Consider the following 20,868-nt stretch of genomic DNA (forward strand, 5'->3'; position numbering starts at 1 on the left):
ACGCTACACTTATCTGCACGCCTGCCGGCACTCCTTCGCCTTTTTGATACTCGTTTTTGGGATTGACTTATGACGCCGCTTAGCCTTATCAAACCGATGATGCACACCAATCAAAAAACGCGGTCAATGACCCTAGCAGTTTTGCTTGTCGCAGTAGCGCTACTGCCTGCCTGCAGCACGGTGTCTGTCAACAAACAAACCTCCGCAAAAACCATCGCCGACCAGCGCGGCAATATCGTCACTGACAAAAAACTGAGTAGCGACACCGCCTCAGCGCTGCTATCTGCAGGGCTAAACGAGCAAGCCTGTATGCAGCAGTTTGATCTGTGTTTGACGCAGCTGACCGATAGCATACTAAATAAACACTACCGCCCTGCTTTAGCGATTTTTGCCGAGCTACACTATGCCAAAGCCCGTCAGCTGGCACGCTCGCAAGCCTGCCGCGACGCCTTGTCTCGTCCGCCGCTTGATCCCTACTATGCCAATGCGCCGCTAAATGCAGAAGACGCCAAAGCCCAGCAACAAAACACCAGTCGCTGTCTCAATGACTATCAAGAGCGGCTATTTGATGCGGTAAAATCGAGCTACACCTATTTGTTTTATGATGCGCTCGTACACGATTTTGAGGGAGCGGATAAGGCCAGCGGACAGTCGCAGCAACAAAACCGTATTCCCAATGATACGGATATTCAGACCCAAGACATATATAACGCGGCCAGCAACGATATCATCACTCAGCTGTACAAGTCCGCTGATGGCACGGACAAACTGATGGGCGAGGCACAGATAGAATACCTCCCCATCACCTCAAGCAAGCGTGATAGCAGCGAGCAAGCAGCCATCGCCAATTTATCACCGCTCACAGGCAAACCCACTGACCAAGTCAAAGTGATGAAAATAGCCGTTGATGACTATCAGCTTGGCGTCTATCTGCCAAACGAAAACAGCTACTTACAAAATGCGCACAAGCAAGCCTCAGCACTTGCTGACCTAGTCTCCACTTACGAGCTGCGCCTCTCTGGCCTAAACTCTATCAGCAAACGTCCGGGGCTGGGCATCAGCCTAGTGGCATCGTTAGATGATCGTTATACCACAACGATTCGGCAACTATTGGCGTCGTCGTTGGCGGGGCGCTTGTCCTATGAGCAAAACAGCGACAGCGTCAATGAGAATGAGAGCGACCCAAGCTCGCGTATCTATCCTACAGGCCATTTGTTATTGACTGGTCTTATTAAGCCTAGTGGCGATAGCGTTTTAGACGCGCTGAGCAGCCGCACGCTCGATATCCACCTCTATAACCCGTATCAAACAGAGCATGTCAATATCTTGGGTGATAACTACCCCATCGCGGCCAATTTTTCGGCAGGCTATGGTCTTTGGTTGGCAGAAAACCAGCTGGACGGTGTCGGTTATCTTAATCTCATCACTCGCCAGCCTGATGCCCGACTGCCCAAGCTGTTTATGCTCGAGCCCTATGACCCTGATAAGCGCGTGCTGATTATGCTGCACGGCCTCGCCTCTAGTCCTGCAACATGGGTCAACTTGACCAACGATATATTAAACGATGATAAGCTGCGCGATAACTATCAAGTCTGGCAGATATTTTATCCCACCAATCTACCGATTTTAGAAAACCGCTATCAAATCCAGCGCCTAATCAATAGCACTTATGCCCAAACCGACCCGCAAGGGCAGAACCGCGCCAGCAAAAACAGCGTGATTATCAGCCACAGCATGGGCGCTGTCATCGCCCGTATGATGCTATCAGACGACAATCTGGTCGAGGACTTAGACAGCTTAGACGATCAAAACCTGCTCTCTAATAGCGAAAAGCGGCAAATTCGCGATGCTCTTAAAGCCTCGTTTGGTGAGACCGAGCTCAAAGAGCGCTTTGAGCTCACAACCTTACCGCAAGTGGATACAGCGGTGTTTTTATCAGCGCCGTTTCGCGGCACCGATTATGCAGACCGCTGGTTTACCCGTGCGCTGCGCCGCATTGTGTATCTGCCCGTTGGGCTGGTCAAGACAGTCACAGACAATCTGGCGACCATTGCCACCCAAGGCGACTTGGCACAAAACCCACTTGGCGCTTTATACCTACAAAACGGTGCCAGCCAATTGAGTGACAAATCCTCATTTATTCAATTGACCCGAGATATCTCCATCAATGACCGTATTACTTATCACTCCATCATCGCCAATAACGATTCAGATATCACCAAAGGGCTGGCACAGATGCAGCCAGGCAATGCCAAAATCGACTTGTCACAAGCCATAAAAGAAGAAAAAGACAGTCACGCTACCAGCACTAGCGCTACTGACACCGCCAATACTGCTAACAATAAAGCATCGACACAGCCGCTGGTGGCCGCAGTCACCGTCGATGAAAACATCAGCCAAGCGTTGACTGAACGTCTATCAGACGGCATCGTGCCTTATACCAGTGCGCACTTAGACGGTGCAGCTTCTGAGACCATTATAAATGGGGGTCATAGCATTCAGAGCAACCCCCAGACCATCTTGACGCTACGGCGGATCTTGCACAAGCAATTACAAGAATAATACTCAAGCCGTTGCCGCAGATAATGAGCAGCTGACTGTAAGGAAAAGTAGAAACGCTACAAACTGATAACATGTTGCTTATTTGTACCCCACTCGGTGACAGATAGGCATGATAGCCGCCCTGATAGCAGCGCAGATTTTTTTAAATAAATCATTGTTTTTATTGTTGTTTTTAAAGAATCTATCTGTTTTTTTACCCCAAATATTCGTGACTACTAGGTAGGTCGTCAGGGTGCTGCATCGCTTGCGTGTGTACCGAGGGAGGCGCATAATATATTGACAGCACATAACAGTCATGTATTAATTTATAAGGATATAAATTACTTAATTCAGCTAAACAGTCGTTAGCTTAGCCACCATGTATCATTTAGGTCGCGCGCTAATCCATACTGAAACACAATCTGCCTATTGCCTATATATAAATAAAGACAGTATGCAGACTGTTATTTGAGCGTTTGAGGGAAGCCTGCGCTATTCAGCTAACAGATAAGGGTAACCGTTTATGTTCGCTACGTTTATGATTGACCAGCTCGATGCGCTGATGCTTGCGCGTATCCAATTCGCTTTTGTTATCTCATTTCATATTGTTTTTCCCGCCTTTTCTATTGGTCTGGCCAGCTGGCTGACGGTGCTTGAGTTCCGTTGGTTAAAGACCGGCGAGCCTATTTATGCTGAAGTCTATAAGCATTGGGTCAAAATATTTGCCGTGGTCTTTGGTATGGGGGTGGTCTCGGGCGTGGTGATGTCCTACCAGTTCGGTACCAACTGGGCGGTGTTTTCGGACAAAGCCGGTAACGTTTTAGGCCCTCTACTTGCCTATGAGGTATTGACTGCGTTTTTCTTAGAGGCGTCCTTTTTGGGGATTATGCTGTTTGGCTGGGGCCGCGTGAGTAAGCGGATGCACTTTGCTTCGACAGCCATCGTTGCCATCGGTACGCTAATTTCAGGATTTTGGATTTTGTCTGCCAACAGCTTTATGCAGACGCCGCAGGGCTTTATGCTGGGCGCGGATGGCATCTTATATCCTACCAACTGGTTTGAGATTATCTTTAACCCCTCCTTTCCTTACCGTTATGCCCATATGATGACGGCGGCGTTTTTGACCACCGCCTTCGTCGTTGGCGGTATCGGTGCTTACTATCTGCAATCTAAAAAGCACAAAGAGCACCGTCAGCATGGCCGTGTCATGTTAGGTATGGCGATGATTATGGCGATATTTGTCGCGCCAGCACAGGTGTTGATTGGTGATGAGCACGGTCTTAACACCTTAGAGCATCAGCCAGCCAAAATCGCTGCTATGGAAGGTATCTGGGAAGATGAGCGCGGCGCGGCTCTGCGCTTGTTTGCGTTGCCTGATCAAGAAAACCAAACCAATAAGTACGAGGTAGCCATTCCTTATGTTTCAGGCTTGATTCTCACCCATTCGTTTGATGGTGAGGTTAAGGGTCTCAAAAACTGGGCACCTGAAGATCAGCCCCCTGTGGCTATTGTATTTTGGGCGTTTCGTATTATGGTCGGTATTGGTATGCTCATGGTGTTGGTCGGCTTATTTAGTCTGTATAAATACTTTAAAAAACAACAGTATGACCCACAAAGTGTCTGGTTTCACCGTGCGTGGATGATGATGACGCCGCTTGGTTTTATCGCATTGCTGGCTGGTTGGTTTGTCACCGAAACAGGACGTCAGCCATGGACGGTATATGGCGTGATACGTACGGCCGAGAGTATGTCACCCCTCGCCGCTCAGCAAGTCGCCACGACACTGATTGGTTTTATTGTGCTTTATGTGTTTGTCTTTGGCGCAGGGAGTTTTTATATCTTGCGACTGATCGCTCAGGGGCCAAAACCGTTTGAAGATCCCGCTGAGGACAACTTCTATGAGCACTCAGTCACAGAGAGTCAAGGACGGACACTAAGCGGTGATAGCAGTCCTGATCAAAGTACAAAAGAAAATATCGATACACCTGCTGATGATGTCGATGATGGAGGGTTACGCTAATGTTTAACTACGGTGATGTATTAGACTTACCTTTGATCTGGGGCGGCTTGATTGCCTTATCTGTCTTTATTTATGTGTTGCTTGATGGTTTTGATTTGGGCTGCGGGATTTTATTTCCTTTTGCAGGCTCAGACAAAAACCGTAGCCGCATGATGAACTCTATCGCGCCTTTTTGGGATGGCAACGAGACGTGGCTGGTACTGGGCGGTGGCGGTTTATTCGCAGCTTTCCCAGTCGCTTATGGCATTATCATGACAGGCTTATATCTGCCGGTCATCTTTATGCTGTTTGGCCTGATCATGCGCGGCGTGGCGTTTGAGTTTCGTTTTAAAGCCTCCTCACGTCGTCACGTATGGGACAGTTTTTTCTTTATCGGCTCCGTGGTGGCGACTTTTTGCCAAGGGCTGATGTTGGGCGCGTTGATACAAGGGATTGAGGCAAGCAATCGTCTCTATACAGGCGGACCTTTTGATTGGTTCACGCCTTTTTCTATCATTTGCGGCATTGCCATGATTATCGGCTATGCGCTCCTTGGCTCTACGTGGCTCATTATCAAAACCGAGCATACTTTACAAGTATGGGCACGCAAGGTTTCAGGCTGGATGCTATTGGCACTGATCATCGCAATGGTCGTCGTCACAGGCTTTATGTACTTTTCTGATATCAAGGCGCTTGAGGGCTGGTTTAGCTTCCCAGGCTTGCTATATTTGGCACCCATGCCGATTATCGTGCTGCTCTTGGCCTTTTTGATGCGTAAAGACCTAAAGACGGAGCGTGAATATCGCCCATTTCTCTTGACGGTGGCGTTATTTTTGATGGGTTATATCGGGGTCTGTTTTGCCGTTTTCCCTTATATCGTCCCGTATGAAATGACGATTTATGAAGCAGCAGCAGCGGACACCTCGCTATCCTTTATGCTGATTGGGGCCGCTATCATGCTACCGATTATCTTAAGTTATACCGCTTTTGCCTACTATACTTTTAAGGGCAAGACAGATCATGAGCATATGTACTAGGCGTATTGTATGTGCTAAATCAGAAACAAGTAGCATCAGAGAAATGACAGCTAAAAAGTGACAGGCCACCGCAAAAGGTGGCGGTCACTACGCCCGCCCGTATGGCGTATCTATAAAAAGATAGGAGACGAATATGAAAAAGCTCAGTAAAAAGCAGTCACAATGGGCATGGTTTATTGGTCTATATATCGCGGGTTTTTTGGTGATTTTTACCATTGCCCAATTGATCAAGCTGGCTATGGGTGTCTAGCTCATGGCCGCCTAGCGTTGGGTCGCCCACTCTTTTATGGCTTATCATGCCTTAGCAAACGAAAAAGCAGCGCCACAAATGGTCGCTGCTTTTTTATTGTCCTATAGACAGTGAGCACTAAGCGCCTTGATGACTGGCGGCTCCTTTATCATCGATAAACTCATTGACTTGCGCCAAACGTTCAGGTGTGCCAACGTCTATCCAGTTATCTGCTATCACCTCGGCGGTGGTTTGAAACTTCATCATCGCCTGCTTGAGCAGCGGCGCCAGTGCCGCTGGCTGACCTGAGGCCAACCCATCGACCAGTCTTGGCGACATCACGCTGATACCAGCAAAGGTATATTTATCTGCATTATCAATCGGCTGCTCGCTGGCAAGACCATTGTTAATGGCAAAATCCCCGCCACTATTGTGCTCTGGATTGTCAATCAGCAATAGATGCGCGCGCTGGTCCGCCCCCAGCTTATAATCAATCAATTGCGAAAAATCATAAGTCGTCCACACATCCGAGTTGACTAAAATAAACGGCTCATCTCGTAGCTTGGCTGCCTGCAGCGCCTGAAATATCCCTCCTGCCGTCTCCAGTGGCTCATCGCTTTCGACCGACCAATGCAGGGTCACGCCATATTGCGCCCCGTCACCCAACCTCTCTATCAGGGTATCGGCGAGCCATGAGGCGTTGATAGTGATGTCGGTAATACCAGCCGCTCGTAGTGCCTTGATATGCCAGACGATCAGCGGCTGACCGCCCACCTCTATCAAAGGCTTGGGAGTCTCTAAGGTCAGCGGCCGCAGACGCGTACCCTTGCCAGCTGCCAAAATCATTGCTTGGGTAATCGTTGCTTGGTTGGTCTCAGACATGTGCGCTCCGTGTTTTTGTTTTTGTTATTGCTTTTTAAATACTGCTAAATACTGCCTAGGGCGTGCCTTCAATTCACTCGGTAGTTATTTAAATGGGCTAAAAATGGCCTAAATATACTGCTGCACAAACTGACGCTGATACGCTGGCAATATGTGCTCTCTTAGATAGTCATTGAAAGGTGTCACCGCTTGCTGCATCTGCAGGCTGCCATGCGCCTCCAGCCATTCTAGCTCAACCATAAAATCGCGCATCACTTTCGGAATATCGGCCAAATAGCGATCTTTGCCATCGCGCTGCGATAGGCGGACAAAGATTCCCAGCACCTTTAGATGGCGCTGGACACCCATGACATTCATATCGTTTTCAAACTGCGCGATATCGGCAGCTGTGCTCAAGCCTGCTTGCTTTTGTAATTGCCAAAAATCACGCGTCCATGCAGATATCTGCGGCTCAGACCACTCCACATAAGCATCACGCAGCAGCGATACCAAATCATAAGTATAAGCGCCAATCACCGCATCTTGAAAATCAATCACCCCCAAGCGTGAGTGATCGGCTTGATCTTGCATCAAGTTGCGGCTGTGATAATCACGATGGACGACGACTGCTGGCTGCTGCAAAATCTCTTGTATCAATACCGCTTTTAGCGCCCGCCACAGCTTTGGATCAACTGCCACGCCGATATATGGCATAAACCATTCACTAAACAAATCCATCTCTCGGTCTAGCAGTGCACTGTCATAATCAGGCAGCTGATGCTCAGATTTTGCTTGTTCAACAGAGAGTGTTTGTAATGCGACCAACGTCTGCATGGCCAGCTGATAATGGCGATCGACTTGCTCGGGTGTGGCTTTAACTAGTAAATGAGCAAACTCTACCGTACCAAAATCTTGTAACACCAAAAAGCCTTTTGCCACATCTTGCGCGATCAGCGTTGGCACATTGATCACAGGAGCCATCAATTTGGCGACATTGATAAACTGACGCATGGCGTCTTGTTCATCAGCCGAATCCATGACAATATAACGTGCCGCTTGCGACTGGGGCGCTGTTGTCAGCTGCAGGCGATGATACTGACGCGCGCTGGCATCCCCTGGCAGACTCTGTAAATCAAAGGTCTGCTCTGTAAAGACTGCTTGTAGCCAGTCGTGCAATTGCTGCTGGCGGCTGTTGGGTAGCGGCTGGGTCATAGGGCTCTCTAAAATCGTATTATCGGTTATAAAAAAGTAAATGTCGGTGGTCAACAACTAAAGTAGTGATAAGTCTGGCAAAACCTTGCTAAAATAGTGACGCCTATCTTGGTCATCATCGCTCTTATCGGTAGATAAGCGCGCGTTTGGCACGATGGCTACTGCTGAGCATAAATGCAGCAGCCTGTGCTCATCTTATAATTTTTGGTAAATAGTGTAGCTGATTTGGTTTTTTTTGACTATGATTAGTCGTCATTATATGTAAAACCGCCTGACTGTTGACATCATTTAGCATAATAAGGTGAATCTGTCGGCGCTGATGTATGACAGTACCTAAAAGATACGGCCACTCAATTACGTATCGCAATCTAACCGGCTCTGCAATCATAGGTGTGCCCTTGCTATATTCTTCGCTCTACCAAAGCATTCGTTTGATCTTATTTGGCGCGTTAGGTTTATCGAGCCTTGCGGTCAATGCCGCACTCAGCGAGGCAGAACCACAGACACAAACGACCAAGCCACTGTCTGCGGATAGCGCGCACCGTCCTGCTTATCTAGCAGCAAATCAGGCTGCCAGTCGCGCGGCAAAGGACACCCACCATGCTTTTGACCAAGATATCCGTTATCCTCAAAGCGCTCTTACGCCCAGCGCAAAAAATCCGACTGTAAACAATGCCCGTGCAAAAAACGCCCATACATCGAGCGATAGCGACAGTACGCCAAGCCCGTCACTGGGGGCAACAGCGATCAATAACCACGGCAATAGCAATGACGACAGTAGCGTCTCAGGCTCTGCCTTGCCGCCAGCATTTGTGCCAGCCCCTGCGATACCCGACACGCTCGATGCGCAGTATGGCGGCGTTACATTTTTTGATGAGCCTACCGGCACCATTAATACCGACAATACCTCCCTACAAACGCCTGAGCAAGTGGCCAGCACTCTAGATATCGATACCACAGCCACTATGGCTCACCATGCCAATCCTGAGGTTAATACCAGTAACAGTATCCATTACAACGCTGGCGCTGATACCCATAACGATAATAACAATACTGATACCCCTAACAGCGACGAGAGTATTCAAGACAGCCTCAAACGGTTGGCTGATTTTTATGAGCTTACACCTGAAACTGAGACAGCGGCACCAAACATCAATAGCAGCATGAGTCTGCCAGACGATGAAACAAACGCGCTACCAGAGGCGCTCATGCCGAGTGTACAAACCATTTCAAAGGTTGGCCGCAATCTAGAGCTGCTGCCTAGGGCAATCGATAGTGCCCAGCGCTGTGAAGGTCAATGGGTCTATCCTAAACGCAACCCCAATTATCAGCGGGCAGTCAATGAAGCAGGCGGCATCAATGGACAAACCGCGCCGAATGTCAGTGAGATACCAAACCAGCAAGCGCCGCTATTTTCAGAGTCAGACTACGGCTATTATGACAACGTCGACTATGCTGAGCTATCAGGCAATGTCATTATCAACCAAGGCACCCAGCATATCGAAGCTGACAAAGTATTGCTGGATTTGGGCAGCGGTGTGGCGGCAGCGCAAGGCAAAGTCATGTTTACGGACAAGGCAACTGGCAGGCGAGCCGCGCAGCGCAAGGCAAACCAAACCCAAGTCAATTTGACAGACAAAGCGACTCAAGGCGGCCTCATCGGGGTGGCAGATAGCCTCAATTACAACACCGAAACAGGCCAGTCCACCGCCAAAGACGTGGCGTTTGCCAGTATCGAATTACAGGCTCACGGCTATGCCAAGCAGCTAAACAGACCCAATGAGACGCAGTATGAGCTCGATGAGGTGATGTTTAGCACCTGCCCACCGACCAATCGCAAATGGCAATTTGACGCCAAAAGTATCGATTTAGATACCGACACCGGTCGCGGCGAGGCATATAACACGACTTTTCGTGTCGCCGATGTGCCCGTATTTTACTTGCCTTATTTTAACTTTCCGATCGACAGTCGGCGTAGCAGCGGGTTTTTGTTACCCAGCGCCAGTGTCAGTAGTGAAAACGGCTTAGAAGTTGATGTGCCTTATTATTTTAACTTAGCGCCCAACTATGATGCCACGCTCAACACGCACATCTATACCGATCGCAATCCTATGCTATCAGGTGAGTTTCGTTATTTGACCGAAAGCTACGGCGAAGGTATCTTTAATGGCTCTTATTTGCCAAGCGACCGAGAGTATGGTGATGAAGATCGCAGTAGCTTTTTTTATGATCATGCATGGTCTTCTAAGAGCATTCCGCGGTTGAGCGGCGATGCCAAATATAGCTACGTGTCAGACTCAGATTATCTCGATGATTTTGATACGCTTGGCTTATCTGATAGTACGGTAAACTTACCAAGACGGGCGCGCCTAAACTACTATAACGACTATGTCAGCGGCGAGCTCAAAGTTGAGACTTTTCAGACGCTCGATGCGTTCAATGGTGATGGCGAGGCGTTGCAAGATAAGGACAAACCGTATTCACGCTTACCGCAGCTAAGCGTAAACTATCGCCTGCCCACCGCTAATAATTTTGATATAACTGGCGGCCATGACTCCGCTTATTTCAAAAAATCCATCGATGATGGCTCAGAAAACGAAAAAAGCGGCACACGTCTTTATAATAAAATCAGCGCCGTCTACCCTATCGAAAGCTCATGGGGCTATGTCAAACCCAAGCTCAGCCTCCAGCACCTGTATACGTCTTATGACGAAGACAGCTTGGCAGACAATCAGCTGAGTAAAGAAGATGGGAGCCAGTCAGTCTTTGTACCGCAGGCCAGTATCGACGCTGGACTGAACTTCTATCAAGCAGGCTCACCATTTGGCGCGTTTGATGAGACCATGGGCGGTTACCGTTTGCTCAGCCCGCGCTTAAAGTACACCTACTCGCCATACAAAGATCAAAACGACATCCCAAACTTCAACACCCGTATCGCCTCTATCAACTATGAGCAGCTATTTTCTGACAGTTGGTTTTTAGGTCACGATCGTCTGCAAGATTTGCACGCCATCACACCGGGTATAAATTATCGTTACATCGATGCAACGGGTGTGACACGTTTTGATGGTAGCATTGCAGAGCAGTTTTATATCGACAATGGACGCGTAACCTTAGAGAATGAGCAGCCAGTCTTTACCTCTTCGTCTTCAGGAATGGTGTGGAATACCAGTACGCAGCCTTATAACAACTTTTGGGTCGATGTCAGCGGCGCTTTGACCAATGACTATGACCTAAATTATGTGACCACTGAGCTGCGTTATCAGCCATCGGATAATAGTTTGTTTAACGTCGGGTTTGTCAAGCGTCAACGTGACGAAAACACCGATCAGCTGCCATTGTCTGCCTTTACCGCCTCCGCCATTTTTCCTATCAACAACAATTGGCGAGTATTGGCACAGGGTCAATACGATTATAACCGTGATAAAATGCTCGACTCTTTAGTCGGTGTCGATTACGAAGACTGCTGTTTTGGTTTTGCAGTTTATGGTCGTCGTTACTATAATGACCTCAATGTAAAGGACGAGCCAACCCAAGCGGTGATGGCTGAGATTAGACTAAATGGTTTGGGCAGTGGTAGCAGCCGTTTGACCCGCCTGCTCTCTGACAAAATCTTAGGTTTTGAGCCTGTACAAAACGCTTGGAAAGACTAAGACATGATAGGTACTATGTGACGCAGCAATGATACTGTGGGGCAATGGTACCGATATTTATAACCCTGTATTTTTAGGCTTTTAGGGACAACCCTGTCTATTATTTGATTATTAAGTGTATTGGGTAGAGTTAACCGACTACCATCCGATGCGATGACATTGATGAGGAGCATCATGAGATTTTTTTCTGTACGTCAGACCAGCCGCGCGGTACTGCTATCTATGGGTGCCAGCATTGCGCTCACTTTGAGTGCTCAAGCGGCAACCGTCAAGCCTGCGAGCGTCCAAGCGGCTGATCCAACCAGCACCAGTCGTTTAACACCAGTAAACAGTACCGACGGTATCATCGCTTTGGTCAATGAAAATGCTATCTTAAAAAGCGAATTGGTTGAGGCCATCCAGCAAACTCAGGCGCGCGCCCAAGCCGCGGGCGAACCGATAGCCAACTCAGCACAGCTACAGTCTGAAGTACTAAACGCCCTTATCTTGCGTGAGTTGCAATTATCCATGGTCCAGCGTATCGGTCTAAACCCTGATGAAGCCGCTATCAATCAACGTCTTGGCCAAATCGCACAGGCTGAAGGCTTAAATAGTATCGCCGCCTTGCAGCAGCGTCTAGATACTGCCCAAGCTGGTAGCTATGCTGCTCTGCGTGCGCAATTGATCGAAGACGCCGCTATTCAGGCATTGCAGCAGCGCCAAATCAGTAGCCGCGTACGCATCAGTGAGCAAGACATTGATGCGTTTTTGGCCTCACCTGAAGCCAAACGCCTAAACCAAAGTGAATACCAAACCATTCATGTGCGCGTGCCTTATATGGACGACTATAGCCGCCTATCCGAGGCGCAGCGCGAAGAAGCGCTAAAAGTCGCTCAAGCCCTACGTACGCGCCTGCTTACGCCAAATGTCGATGTCACAGAGGCCATCGCCGCCAGTCAAGGCAGCTACTCCATCCCGCTCCAAGGTGGCGACATGGGCTTTCATAAAGCAGCATCTCTACCGACAGAGCTATCTAGCGAGATTACCAAACTCGATGTGGGCGCCGTCAGTGCACCGCTTATCACACCAGAGGGTATCGACATCATTAAACTGGCTGACAAAAAAGCCAGTGACACCATGCTGGTACCGCAGTGGCATACTCGTCATATCCTCGTCAAAGTCGATGAGCTACAGACAGACGCCCTCGCCGAACAAAAAATCAATGACTTATACGAGCAGCTACGCAGTGGCGCTGACTTTGCAAGCTTGGCCTCGACCTACTCAGATGATCCAGGCTCTGCCGGACGTGGTGGCGATTTGGACTGGGTTAGTGAAGGCGATATGATAGGCCCATTTGAAGCCATGATGAAAAACACCACCGTGGGCGACTACTCTGCTCCTTTTAAAACGCAATTTGGCTGGCATATCCTGCAAGTCGAAGGCAAGCGTCAGCAGGACGTCAGCGACGAATATCGCCGCAATATGGCACGTCAAGCCCTGTATCAACGCCTAGCGCCGCAAGCAAAAGAAGACTGGCTCCAAGAGCTACGCGCGGGCGCTTATATCCAAGTGCTTGGCTAAGTGCCTATCGGTATATAAGCATAAGCTGTCGTATAAATATCGACAAAAACACCACTGTCAAAAAAAGGGTACATGCCAGCGCTTGTACCCTTTTTTGTTGCTTAGTAGGCGGCAGACTATCGTAAGAAACACACCTAGCGCTTATATTTTTATTATTAATTCAATCGATTACAAACACGATTATAAAAACCTAACCAGCATATAAACCCCCATAGCGACCATCATGATGTTTTCGGTCAAAGACACAAAACCAAGCGGTACATTTGAGTTACCGCCCACGCAAGCACACTTAAGCTCACGCTTGTCTATATAGACTGCTTTGAACACCGAGACGCCATTGATACCGCCGATAACTATCGCAACGACAGCCGCTATGATACTCAGCCATGCCACACCTGCTAGCATGGCAATACCGACAAAAGCCTCGGCGAAGGGATAAACATACGCATAGCGCACAACTTTGCGTGCCAATAAATCATAGCCCAAAAACTGATTGGTAAAGCTTTCTAAATCTTGTAGCTTTTGAATGGCAAGCACAATCATCGATAAGGCGATAAACCAGATAAGCGTTTGTATTGTCAATAGCGTACCGATCATGCCCCAAGTCAGCGAAATGCTGGCCAGTGCGGTGGTGGCAAATATGGCAATCACTGGCGTGTAGCTAAAGCCATCCTTTTGAGTAACCTTTTTACCAAAGTAGGCTTGCAGGTCATCATAGCCACCTACGCGCTCGCCATTAATAAGTATTTGCGGGGTGGTAGTAACATTGAATTTGTCTTTGACCGCTTGCGTCTCAGCATCGCGGGTTAAGGGTTTGTCCTCAATCTCATAGCCTTTACGCTGTAACAAATCGAGCGCCTTTAGCCCAAAGGGGCAAACGTGATCGGCTTTTACCATACGGTAGACGGTTGCTGTTTTCATGCTCAATACTCCCTTTACTTTATCCTCACCGATAGCTCAGTGTGCAAACGTTGTAGTCAGTACGAATATGGACACATCAGCGGTCAAACCCGCTGCCTTTGCTCGACTACTCTAGCTCTTTTATCAGCTGCTGCATCTCACCGATTTCGCGCTTTTGCGCTTTGATGATGTCATCGGCCAATTGACGAACACGCGGGTCATCGATATCGGCGCGCTCACTGGTCAAAATAGCGATAGAGTGGTGCGGTATCATCGCTTGCATCCAGTCGACTTGATCGACGGTTTGTTGTGAGCGCACGCCCCATATGCCAAAGGCAAATAGCACGACACTTAGCCCATAAACCATCAAATTGACTTTGGTTTTTTTGTACATATTACCCATAAAGGCAAGCATAATGACTGCCATCATTGCGCCCATATATAGCGCCATATAGGCACGCGTTTCACTAAAATAAACGTGATCCCATTGATAAGTATTAAAGTACATCATGATGTACATGACGATGGTCGAGGTAAGTATCATCAAAAAAAACTTCAGATACGGGTTCATTTGCGATTTATTATTATTCATATCCATGTGATTATCTCCATAAATGACACCTATATGGATAGATGCCAGTAATGAGCGTTATATTAATCTTAAGGCAGTTAGTAAGCACGCCTTTACAAAACTGATAGACTAAGACTGAAGTGCGGGTCTAAATCAAAACCAAAATTTCACCCCTGCCGTGACGCTACTGGTATCAACATCTTCGTTGTTTTGGCGACGTAAGTCTCTTGTATCTGATAATGCTGTCTCGTAGCTAAAACCCACATAAGGGGACAGCTGACGACTAAGCATCTCATAAGTGAGCCGAATCTCAGTTTCTAACTCATTAAAGCCTTTGGTAATGTTATTGTCAGTATCATCCTTGCTAAATACCGTTAACCCAGCTTCTGGGATTACCACCCAATGCTGGTCTAAGCGCCATTCATACTCTGCACCAAGGTCAAGCTGGACTTGACCGTCGGTATAAACATAGGCTCTAGCATCCGTCTCAATAAAGTAAGGCGCCGTGCCGGTAATACCAGCCATCAGTGCTGATTTGTCGTTTTCGGTATTATAAGCGGCGCCGACTTCGCCGTTCCAAAAGACACCAAGCGGTTTCCAGTAAGACAGCGAGCTTAGGCTATCGATGGCTTTATCGTCTTTGGTCTCGGCGCTACCCTCGGTACGCAATCTTACCCGATGACTATCATCACCATACCAGCCTTCGAGCTCAAAGTTGACGGCATCCTCTTCAAACTGATAGCCCAAATCATCTACCGATATGCCCCAAGTCGGCAGGCTACCCATCATCACCGGCTTACCAAATTCACCATAGCCTATGCCATTGGAGTAATTAGGACTACGCGCATCAGCTGGCGGCTCACCGCCTTGCATGCCAGACATATCCATATCGTCATGACTCATACCGCTGTGATCCATATCCGACATATCCATACTGCTATGGTCCATACCAGACATATCTATCTTATCGCCATGATCCATACTCGACATATCATCTGTCATATCCATACCGCTATGGTTCATATTCGACATGTGCATACTGCTGTGCTCCATATCTGACATGTTCATTTCGGCTGCTACTAAGGGTGACGCTAGCAATGCGAATGATGACACGCCGATGAATGGCAGACTTTTTTTAATGGTTTTCATAATGAGCCTCATATAGTCTATTTATTTTGAAAAAATACAGTGAGGCTGCTAGAAATTTTTGCAGCCTCTGTCTGCGTAGGCACAGCACGCAAGAAAATTTTTATCAGCCTCACGCCATGACTCTTACCTGTATATTCTTCAGATAAATTAAATTCCACCATTTCTATACAACAGCCACTTCTCTAAACATACCTGCTTCCATGTGATAGAGCAGATGGCAATGCCAAGCCCAGCGTCCCGCCTCGCCCGTCACATCAAAGCTCACCTTTTGCGCAGGATGTACCAATATCGTGTGTTTACGGACTTGAAAGTCACCACTAGGCGCGCGCAAATCACTCCACATACCGTGCAGATGCATTGGATGGCTCATCATGGTGTCATTAACTAAGGTAATGCGCACGCGCTCATTAGGCTTAATATTGACAGGCGGCGCGTCTTTAAACATGATGCCATCGAGCGCCCAGATATAGCGCTCCATGTTACCTGTTAGATGAATCTCAATCTCACGCGTGGGTGTGCGCTGCTCGCTCATGATCTCATTGCCAACAGAACGCAGCTGGCTATACGTCAGCACCTCTCTGTCGATGTTACGCAGATTAATCCCAGGATCATTGAGATTCATCCGCGGACTATCGACGCGCATATCGGTCTTAAAGTCATACTCGGTCTTGGCATGGTGTGCGTCATAACCCTTGTCGCCCATCGCCCCCATCATATCGGCCATGGTGAGCCACTCGATACCATCCATCTGAGGCGTGGCAGCACGAGCGCCTTTTTTAGTGGCTAAAGTTGCGGTCACATAATCGGTGCGATCGATGTTTTGCGCAAAGATAGTATGGGCGTCTTTAGTTGGCGTGACGATGACATCATAAGTTTCAGCGACGCCAATCCGAAAATCATCGACTTCTACTGGCGCGACATCATTGCCATCAGTACCGACGACTTTTATCTTCAGACCGGGTATGCGCACATCAAATATCGTCTGCGCAGAGCCATTGATAAAACGTAGCTTAACGGGTTGTCCTGCTTTAACAAGCTGCGCCCAATTCGCCTTAGTCGTTTTACCATTGATCAGATAAGTAAAGGTTTTCTCACCTGATAAATCACTAAAATCAGTCGGCATCATACGCATCTGATTCCACATTTTGCGCTTATCAAAAGCGGCCTCTATATCGGTGGCGGCAATATCGGAGAGGAGTTTTTTAAAGTCAGGCAGATGATAGTTATCAAAGTCAGCGCGCTGCTTGAGTAGTTTGAGTAACGTATGCGGATCACGGTGCGTCCAATCACTGAGCAAAATCACATGATCCTCTGCCACCGGATAACGCTCAGCGGCTTTTGGCTCGATGACGATCGCGCCGCGCATACCCGTTTGCTCCTGAAAGCCCGTGTGCGAGTGATACCAGTAAGTACCCGATTGCAATAGTTTGAATTTATAAGTAAAAGTGCTATTGGCGGGTATACCATCAAAGCTAATACCCGGCACGCCGTCCATCTCAAAAGGTACGAGCAGACCATGCCAATGAATAGAGGTCGGCTCATTCATCTGGTTATGCACGCGAATGATGACCGTATCGCCCTCTTGCATCTTCAGCGTTGGCGCAGGTAGTGAGTCATTAATCAGCGTGGCCATACTGGATTTTCCATTAACGATAACAGGCTTTTTGCTGATATATAGATCGAACTCATCACCCGTCAAGATAGGCACTTGATGATCGGGTCTATCGCTGTTAATAACCGCCTTGTTTTGCGAGTATGCAAGAGTACTATTAGCTATCGTTGGCAGGCCAGATAACATGGATGCCCCTACTAAGGCAGAGGAGCCTGTCAAAAAATGACGGCGGTTGAGCGTATTTTTATTATTCATAAGATGACTCGTAATAAGGAATTAATAAATACTAAAATCTTTAAAACGCTTCGAACTACAGTTGCTGCTGCGGCGACTCAATTTGTGCATAAACCGTGCTGCTACCGTCTTTGTTAATTTGCATGATTTGATACGGATCAAATCTGTTTTGATACTCCATACCTGGACTGCCCATAGGCATACCCGGCACCGCAAGGCCAATCGCACCGCTTGGTGGGTTTGCTAAAAACTGCGCCACATACTTGGCTGGTACATGACCTTCAAACACATAGCCATCACTCGTCACCGCAGTATGACAGGAGCGCATATTGTCAGGCACGCCGTAGCGCTGTTTAAATACAACCAAGTCGCTGACATCTTGCCCGTCTGCCGTCATACCATGATCCTCGGCATGACCGATCCATTCTTTACAGCAGCCACAGTTGGCATCTTTGTAGACGGTGGCCGAGACGTTTTGTAAAATGGTGGATGACGGCTGCATGTCTGATGCTTTTGTATTTGACGCTGGGCTTATAGCCTCTACTGGTACTTGCGTGCTCGCCGTCGTTTGCTTATCAGCCGCGTCGACATCTGGCTGACTACAAGCCATCAGCCCAACGCTCGCCGTCAATAAAACAACGCCGCCCAACCACTTATGGTCTGTATTAAACATCATGCTTTTATCCTTTTTTATCCCATTGCCTTGTATCAGATAATACTGTAGAGCGGGCGGCCTTTCACTAAGTCAACAGCCGTTATAAATGCGGCGGCCGATACCGTCCATAGTTTATATATTAGCGACCCCATTCTGACCGGCAGATGACGTGCAGATGACAATCCTGTCATCTTTGCCACCATCGATGTTCATAGCAGACAGAATCCTTTAGTATGGCCTTATGCTATGAACCTAATCTGCGAGGTGGGATGATGAAGGTATTATTGGTAGAAGATGAGATCAAACTTGGCGAGTATATAAAAAAAGGACTAACAGAAGCGGGGTTTGTCGTTGAGCATCATACAGCGGGTCTAGATGGCTATCATGCGCTCATGACCGATGAGTATAGCGTGGTGCTGATGGATGTCATGTTGCCTGATATCAGCGGCTTTGAGCTGATACGCAATTATCGCGCTGCCGGTAAGCAGACGCCTGTGCTGTTTTTGACCGCAAAAGACGAGTTGAGCGATCGAGTCAAAGGCATCGAGATCGGCGGCGATGATTATCTGACCAAACCTTTTGCCTTCGCCGAGCTGATCGTGCGTATAAAAAGCCTCTTGCGCCGCGCCAATCAAGCAGACTATAACAGCACGATATTACAGATAGCAGACCTACAGATGGATATCGCCAAGCGCACTGTGCATAGAGGCGATACAGCCATTAAGCTGACGGCCAAAGAGTTTGCTTTGTTGCAGTTTTTATTAGAGCGCCGAGGTGAGGTGCTCCCGCGCTCTGTCATCGCCTCACAAGTATGGGACATGAATTTTGATAGTGATACCAATGTCATCGATGTGGCCATCAGACGCCTACGGCTCAAAATCGATGATGACTATGAGACCAAGCTTATTCATACCGTGCGCGGTATGGGATATCGCTTAGATGCGGCAGATACTGCCATAGCAGAGACGGATAACGCGCGATGAAATACCGCTTTGATAATCGGCGCTTACCACTATTATGGCGTACGATTTTTTTATTGACGATTTTTGTCGTCATCTCCCAAATCGTTATTTATATTTGGGTACAACGCTCGGTCAGCGGCCACTTTGAGCAAATGGACTCAGAGATCATCACACATGCTGCCTTTAATTTGCGCAAACGTGCCGATTATTTCAATGAACACACGACGGCGACTTTGCCATTGTCCTCTACGCCTTCAGCGCCACTTTATCCTGATGACCTGCACGCCTCATGGTCAGACTATAATCTAAAAATCCTAGTGACTGACAGACAAGGGCATCGACTGTCCAGTGCGCCAAGTGGCTTTGCCCATGAGCTTCCCGCGGACTTTGACCTTTGGTCATTATGGCAAACGCATCACGAGCAGCAATTTGTTACCAAAATCAATGACCGAAACTACCGCGCGGTGCTTATCAAAGACGAGCAGATCCTGGCCTTGATTGCCTTACCAATCGATGTCCATCATCAGTACCTTTTACAGTTCAATCGTCAGCTAAGCCTGATTTTACTGGCGATTACGTTGTTACTGGTTTCTGTTGCAGCCCTGAGCGTCTATTGGGGATTTGCGCCTTTATCCACCATTGTACAAAAGATGCAAGGCATCAATCCAGAGCGCTTGGATGAAAGAGTAAGCGTCAGTGACATGCCGCGCGAGCTACGGCCTTTGGCCGAGTCTTACAACCTCATGATGAGTAAACTTGAGAGTAATTTTGCTTCATTACTGCGGTTTTCGGACAATATCGCCCACGAGCTGCGCACACCGCTGGCCACCCTTGGTACGCAAACCCAAGTCATGCTGAGTAAGGCTCGAGATACTGAAGAGTACATCGAGCAGCTACACCATCAGCACGACACACTCCAGCAACTATCAAGCCTCATCAATAATATGCTGCTGCTTGCCAAAACCCAAAAAGGACTACATGACTCACAGCTTGCGCCAGTAAATACTGAGGAGTTGATCATAAAACTACTGGATTATTTTGAGCTGATAGCCGAAGACCGCCGCTTACTCTTTAAAAAAACAGGCAGTTTTGAGGTAGTATTGGGCGATGAAGGCCTACTACAAAGACTGTTTGCCAACCTTATGTCAAACGCCATACATTACGCCGCCAGTGACAGCGTCATTAGCGTCGACGCTGCCATCGAAGACCCATCAGAGCTGCAACCTATCAAACCCTCTAACATCAGTACAGCTCATCGGTCAGCGCTCATTATCACCATTACCAATCGCATGGCGCAGCCTATCAATCAAGCAGACGCAGACAAGCTGTTCGAGCGCTTTCATCGTCATCACACCACTACCAACATGCATGCTGGATCGGGGCTGGGGCTATCTATCGTACAAGCCATCGCTCAAGCCCATGACGGTACTGTCAGCATTCGCATCAGAGATCATGAGTACTTTGCCGTGAGTGTTAAGCTGTATCTGGCACAAATATAGTGGAGTCCAAACAAATCAGCTATGGATACTTGTCTTTTACCAACAGCTCTTCTACCAACAGACTTTGCAGACACAGAAAAACCCCAAACAATCTAATTGCTTGAGGCGAAACTTGCTTAAACTTGAAAGTCTAAATTCGTTTTAAATATGGCGCAGCGGACGGGACTCGAACCCGCGACCCCCGGCGTGACAGG

The 20,868-nt window shown here is 48.1% G+C and carries 15 protein-coding genes; 8 read left to right on the forward strand and 7 right to left on the reverse strand.

The window, feature by feature from the left end; translation table 11 throughout:
* Positions 1–126: 126 nt before the first annotated feature.
* From J3491_RS01135 to J3491_RS12095, 4 genes are all read left to right on the forward strand, one after another.
* A complete protein-coding gene (locus J3491_RS01135; RefSeq protein ID WP_207968936.1) occupies positions 127–2,562 on the forward strand; it encodes an esterase/lipase family protein in 2,436 nt (811 codons plus the stop codon).
* Between the two features lie 502 nt (positions 2,563–3,064).
* Complete coding sequence (locus J3491_RS01140; RefSeq protein WP_075100685.1) at positions 3,065–4,561, forward strand: cytochrome ubiquinol oxidase subunit I; 1,497 nt, start codon at positions 3,065–3,067, stop codon at positions 4,559–4,561.
* The gene (cydB, locus tag J3491_RS01145) at positions 4,561–5,577 is read left to right on the forward strand and encodes a cytochrome d ubiquinol oxidase subunit II (protein WP_075100684.1); all 1,017 of its coding nucleotides are present in this window, start codon (positions 4,561–4,563) and stop codon (positions 5,575–5,577) included. The genes J3491_RS01140 and cydB overlap by 1 nt, the downstream gene beginning before the upstream one ends.
* Positions 5,578–5,710: 133 nt before the next feature.
* A complete protein-coding gene (locus J3491_RS12095) occupies positions 5,711–5,827 on the forward strand; it encodes a DUF2474 domain-containing protein (RefSeq protein ID WP_372046312.1) in 117 nt (38 codons plus the stop codon).
* A 117-nt stretch (positions 5,828–5,944) separates the two neighbouring features.
* Here J3491_RS12095 and murU read toward each other — a convergent pair whose 3' ends face one another.
* Both murU and J3491_RS01155 read right to left on the reverse strand, forming a co-directional pair.
* A complete protein-coding gene (gene murU, locus J3491_RS01150; protein ID WP_207968916.1) occupies positions 5,945–6,688 on the reverse strand; it encodes an N-acetylmuramate alpha-1-phosphate uridylyltransferase MurU in 744 nt (247 codons plus the stop codon).
* A gap of 108 nt (positions 6,689–6,796) precedes the next feature.
* Positions 6,797–7,879, reverse strand: coding sequence for an aminoglycoside phosphotransferase family protein (locus tag J3491_RS01155; RefSeq protein WP_207968917.1), 1,083 nt, complete (start codon positions 7,877–7,879; stop codon positions 6,797–6,799).
* Between the two features lie 398 nt (positions 7,880–8,277).
* On the opposite strand from J3491_RS01155, the gene J3491_RS01160 reads away from it, so the two are divergent.
* Together J3491_RS01160 and J3491_RS01165 are read left to right on the forward strand one after the other, a co-directional pair.
* Complete coding sequence (locus tag J3491_RS01160) at positions 8,278–11,532, forward strand: LPS-assembly protein LptD (protein WP_243456008.1); 3,255 nt, start codon at positions 8,278–8,280, stop codon at positions 11,530–11,532.
* Between the two features lie 174 nt (positions 11,533–11,706).
* The gene (locus J3491_RS01165; RefSeq protein ID WP_100749884.1) at positions 11,707–13,092 is read left to right on the forward strand and encodes a peptidylprolyl isomerase; all 1,386 of its coding nucleotides are present in this window, start codon (positions 11,707–11,709) and stop codon (positions 13,090–13,092) included.
* 180 nt (positions 13,093–13,272) lie between these two features.
* Here the strand turns inward: J3491_RS01165 and J3491_RS01170 are convergent, their stop codons facing one another.
* The 5 genes from J3491_RS01170 to J3491_RS01190 form a co-directional block, all read right to left on the reverse strand.
* Positions 13,273–14,013 carry a MauE/DoxX family redox-associated membrane protein gene (locus J3491_RS01170; protein ID WP_100749885.1) on the reverse strand — a complete coding sequence of 247 codons (741 nt, stop codon included), beginning with the start codon at positions 14,011–14,013 and terminating at the stop codon, positions 13,273–13,275.
* A 106-nt stretch (positions 14,014–14,119) separates the two neighbouring features.
* Positions 14,120–14,590, reverse strand: a complete 471-nt coding sequence (locus tag J3491_RS01175; protein WP_100749886.1) for a DUF305 domain-containing protein — start codon at positions 14,588–14,590, stop codon at positions 14,120–14,122.
* A 126-nt stretch (positions 14,591–14,716) separates the two neighbouring features.
* Positions 14,717–15,712: a copper resistance protein B gene (locus tag J3491_RS01180; RefSeq protein ID WP_075100678.1), complete on the reverse strand. Its 996-nt coding sequence runs from the start codon at positions 15,710–15,712 to the stop codon at positions 14,717–14,719.
* Between the two features lie 163 nt (positions 15,713–15,875).
* Entirely contained in the window at positions 15,876–17,579 is a 1,704-nt protein-coding gene (locus J3491_RS01185; RefSeq protein ID WP_100749887.1) for a copper resistance system multicopper oxidase, read from the reverse strand.
* A 55-nt stretch (positions 17,580–17,634) separates the two neighbouring features.
* Positions 17,635–18,231, reverse strand: coding sequence for a DUF411 domain-containing protein (locus J3491_RS01190; RefSeq protein ID WP_424108334.1), 597 nt, complete (start codon positions 18,229–18,231; stop codon positions 17,635–17,637).
* Between the two features lie 254 nt (positions 18,232–18,485).
* Between J3491_RS01190 and J3491_RS01195 the strand changes: the two genes are divergently transcribed.
* Positions 18,486–19,196: a heavy metal response regulator transcription factor gene (locus tag J3491_RS01195; RefSeq protein WP_075100675.1), complete on the forward strand. Its 711-nt coding sequence runs from the start codon at positions 18,486–18,488 to the stop codon at positions 19,194–19,196.
* Positions 19,193–20,674: an ATP-binding protein gene (locus tag J3491_RS01200; protein ID WP_207968919.1), complete on the forward strand. Its 1,482-nt coding sequence runs from the start codon at positions 19,193–19,195 to the stop codon at positions 20,672–20,674. Before J3491_RS01195 ends, J3491_RS01200 begins: the two co-directional genes overlap by 4 nt.
* Positions 20,675–20,868: the final 194 nt, after the last annotated feature.

The organism is Psychrobacter halodurans (genome assembly GCF_017498075.1).
Lineage (GTDB): Bacteria > Pseudomonadota > Gammaproteobacteria > Pseudomonadales > Moraxellaceae > Psychrobacter > Psychrobacter celer.

Coding starts and splice junctions, on each gene's coding strand:
- J3491_RS01135 (WP_207968936.1), top strand. CDS start 127: ATGACCCTAGCAGTTTTGCTTGTCGCAGTAGCGCTACTGCCTGCCTGC.
- J3491_RS01140 (WP_075100685.1), top strand. CDS start 3,065: ATGTTCGCTACGTTTATGATTGACCAGCTCGATGCGCTGATGCTTGCG.
- cydB (WP_075100684.1), top strand. CDS start 4,561: ATGTTTAACTACGGTGATGTATTAGACTTACCTTTGATCTGGGGCGGC.
- J3491_RS12095 (WP_372046312.1), top strand. CDS start 5,711: ATGAAAAAGCTCAGTAAAAAGCAGTCACAATGGGCATGGTTTATTGGT.
- murU (WP_207968916.1), bottom strand. CDS start 6,688: ATGTCTGAGACCAACCAAGCAACGATTACCCAAGCAATGATTTTGGCA.
- J3491_RS01155 (WP_207968917.1), bottom strand. CDS start 7,879: ATGACCCAGCCGCTACCCAACAGCCGCCAGCAGCAATTGCACGACTGG.
- J3491_RS01165 (WP_100749884.1), top strand. CDS start 11,707: ATGAGATTTTTTTCTGTACGTCAGACCAGCCGCGCGGTACTGCTATCT.
- J3491_RS01170 (WP_100749885.1), bottom strand. CDS start 14,013: ATGAAAACAGCAACCGTCTACCGTATGGTAAAAGCCGATCACGTTTGC.
- J3491_RS01175 (WP_100749886.1), bottom strand. CDS start 14,590: ATGGATATGAATAATAATAAATCGCAAATGAACCCGTATCTGAAGTTT.
- J3491_RS01180 (WP_075100678.1), bottom strand. CDS start 15,712: ATGAAAACCATTAAAAAAAGTCTGCCATTCATCGGCGTGTCATCATTC.
- J3491_RS01185 (WP_100749887.1), bottom strand. CDS start 17,579: ATGAATAATAAAAATACGCTCAACCGCCGTCATTTTTTGACAGGCTCC.
- J3491_RS01190 (WP_424108334.1), bottom strand. CDS start 18,231: ATGTTTAATACAGACCATAAGTGGTTGGGCGGCGTTGTTTTATTGACG.
- J3491_RS01195 (WP_075100675.1), top strand. CDS start 18,486: ATGAAGGTATTATTGGTAGAAGATGAGATCAAACTTGGCGAGTATATA.
- J3491_RS01200 (WP_207968919.1), top strand. CDS start 19,193: ATGAAATACCGCTTTGATAATCGGCGCTTACCACTATTATGGCGTACG.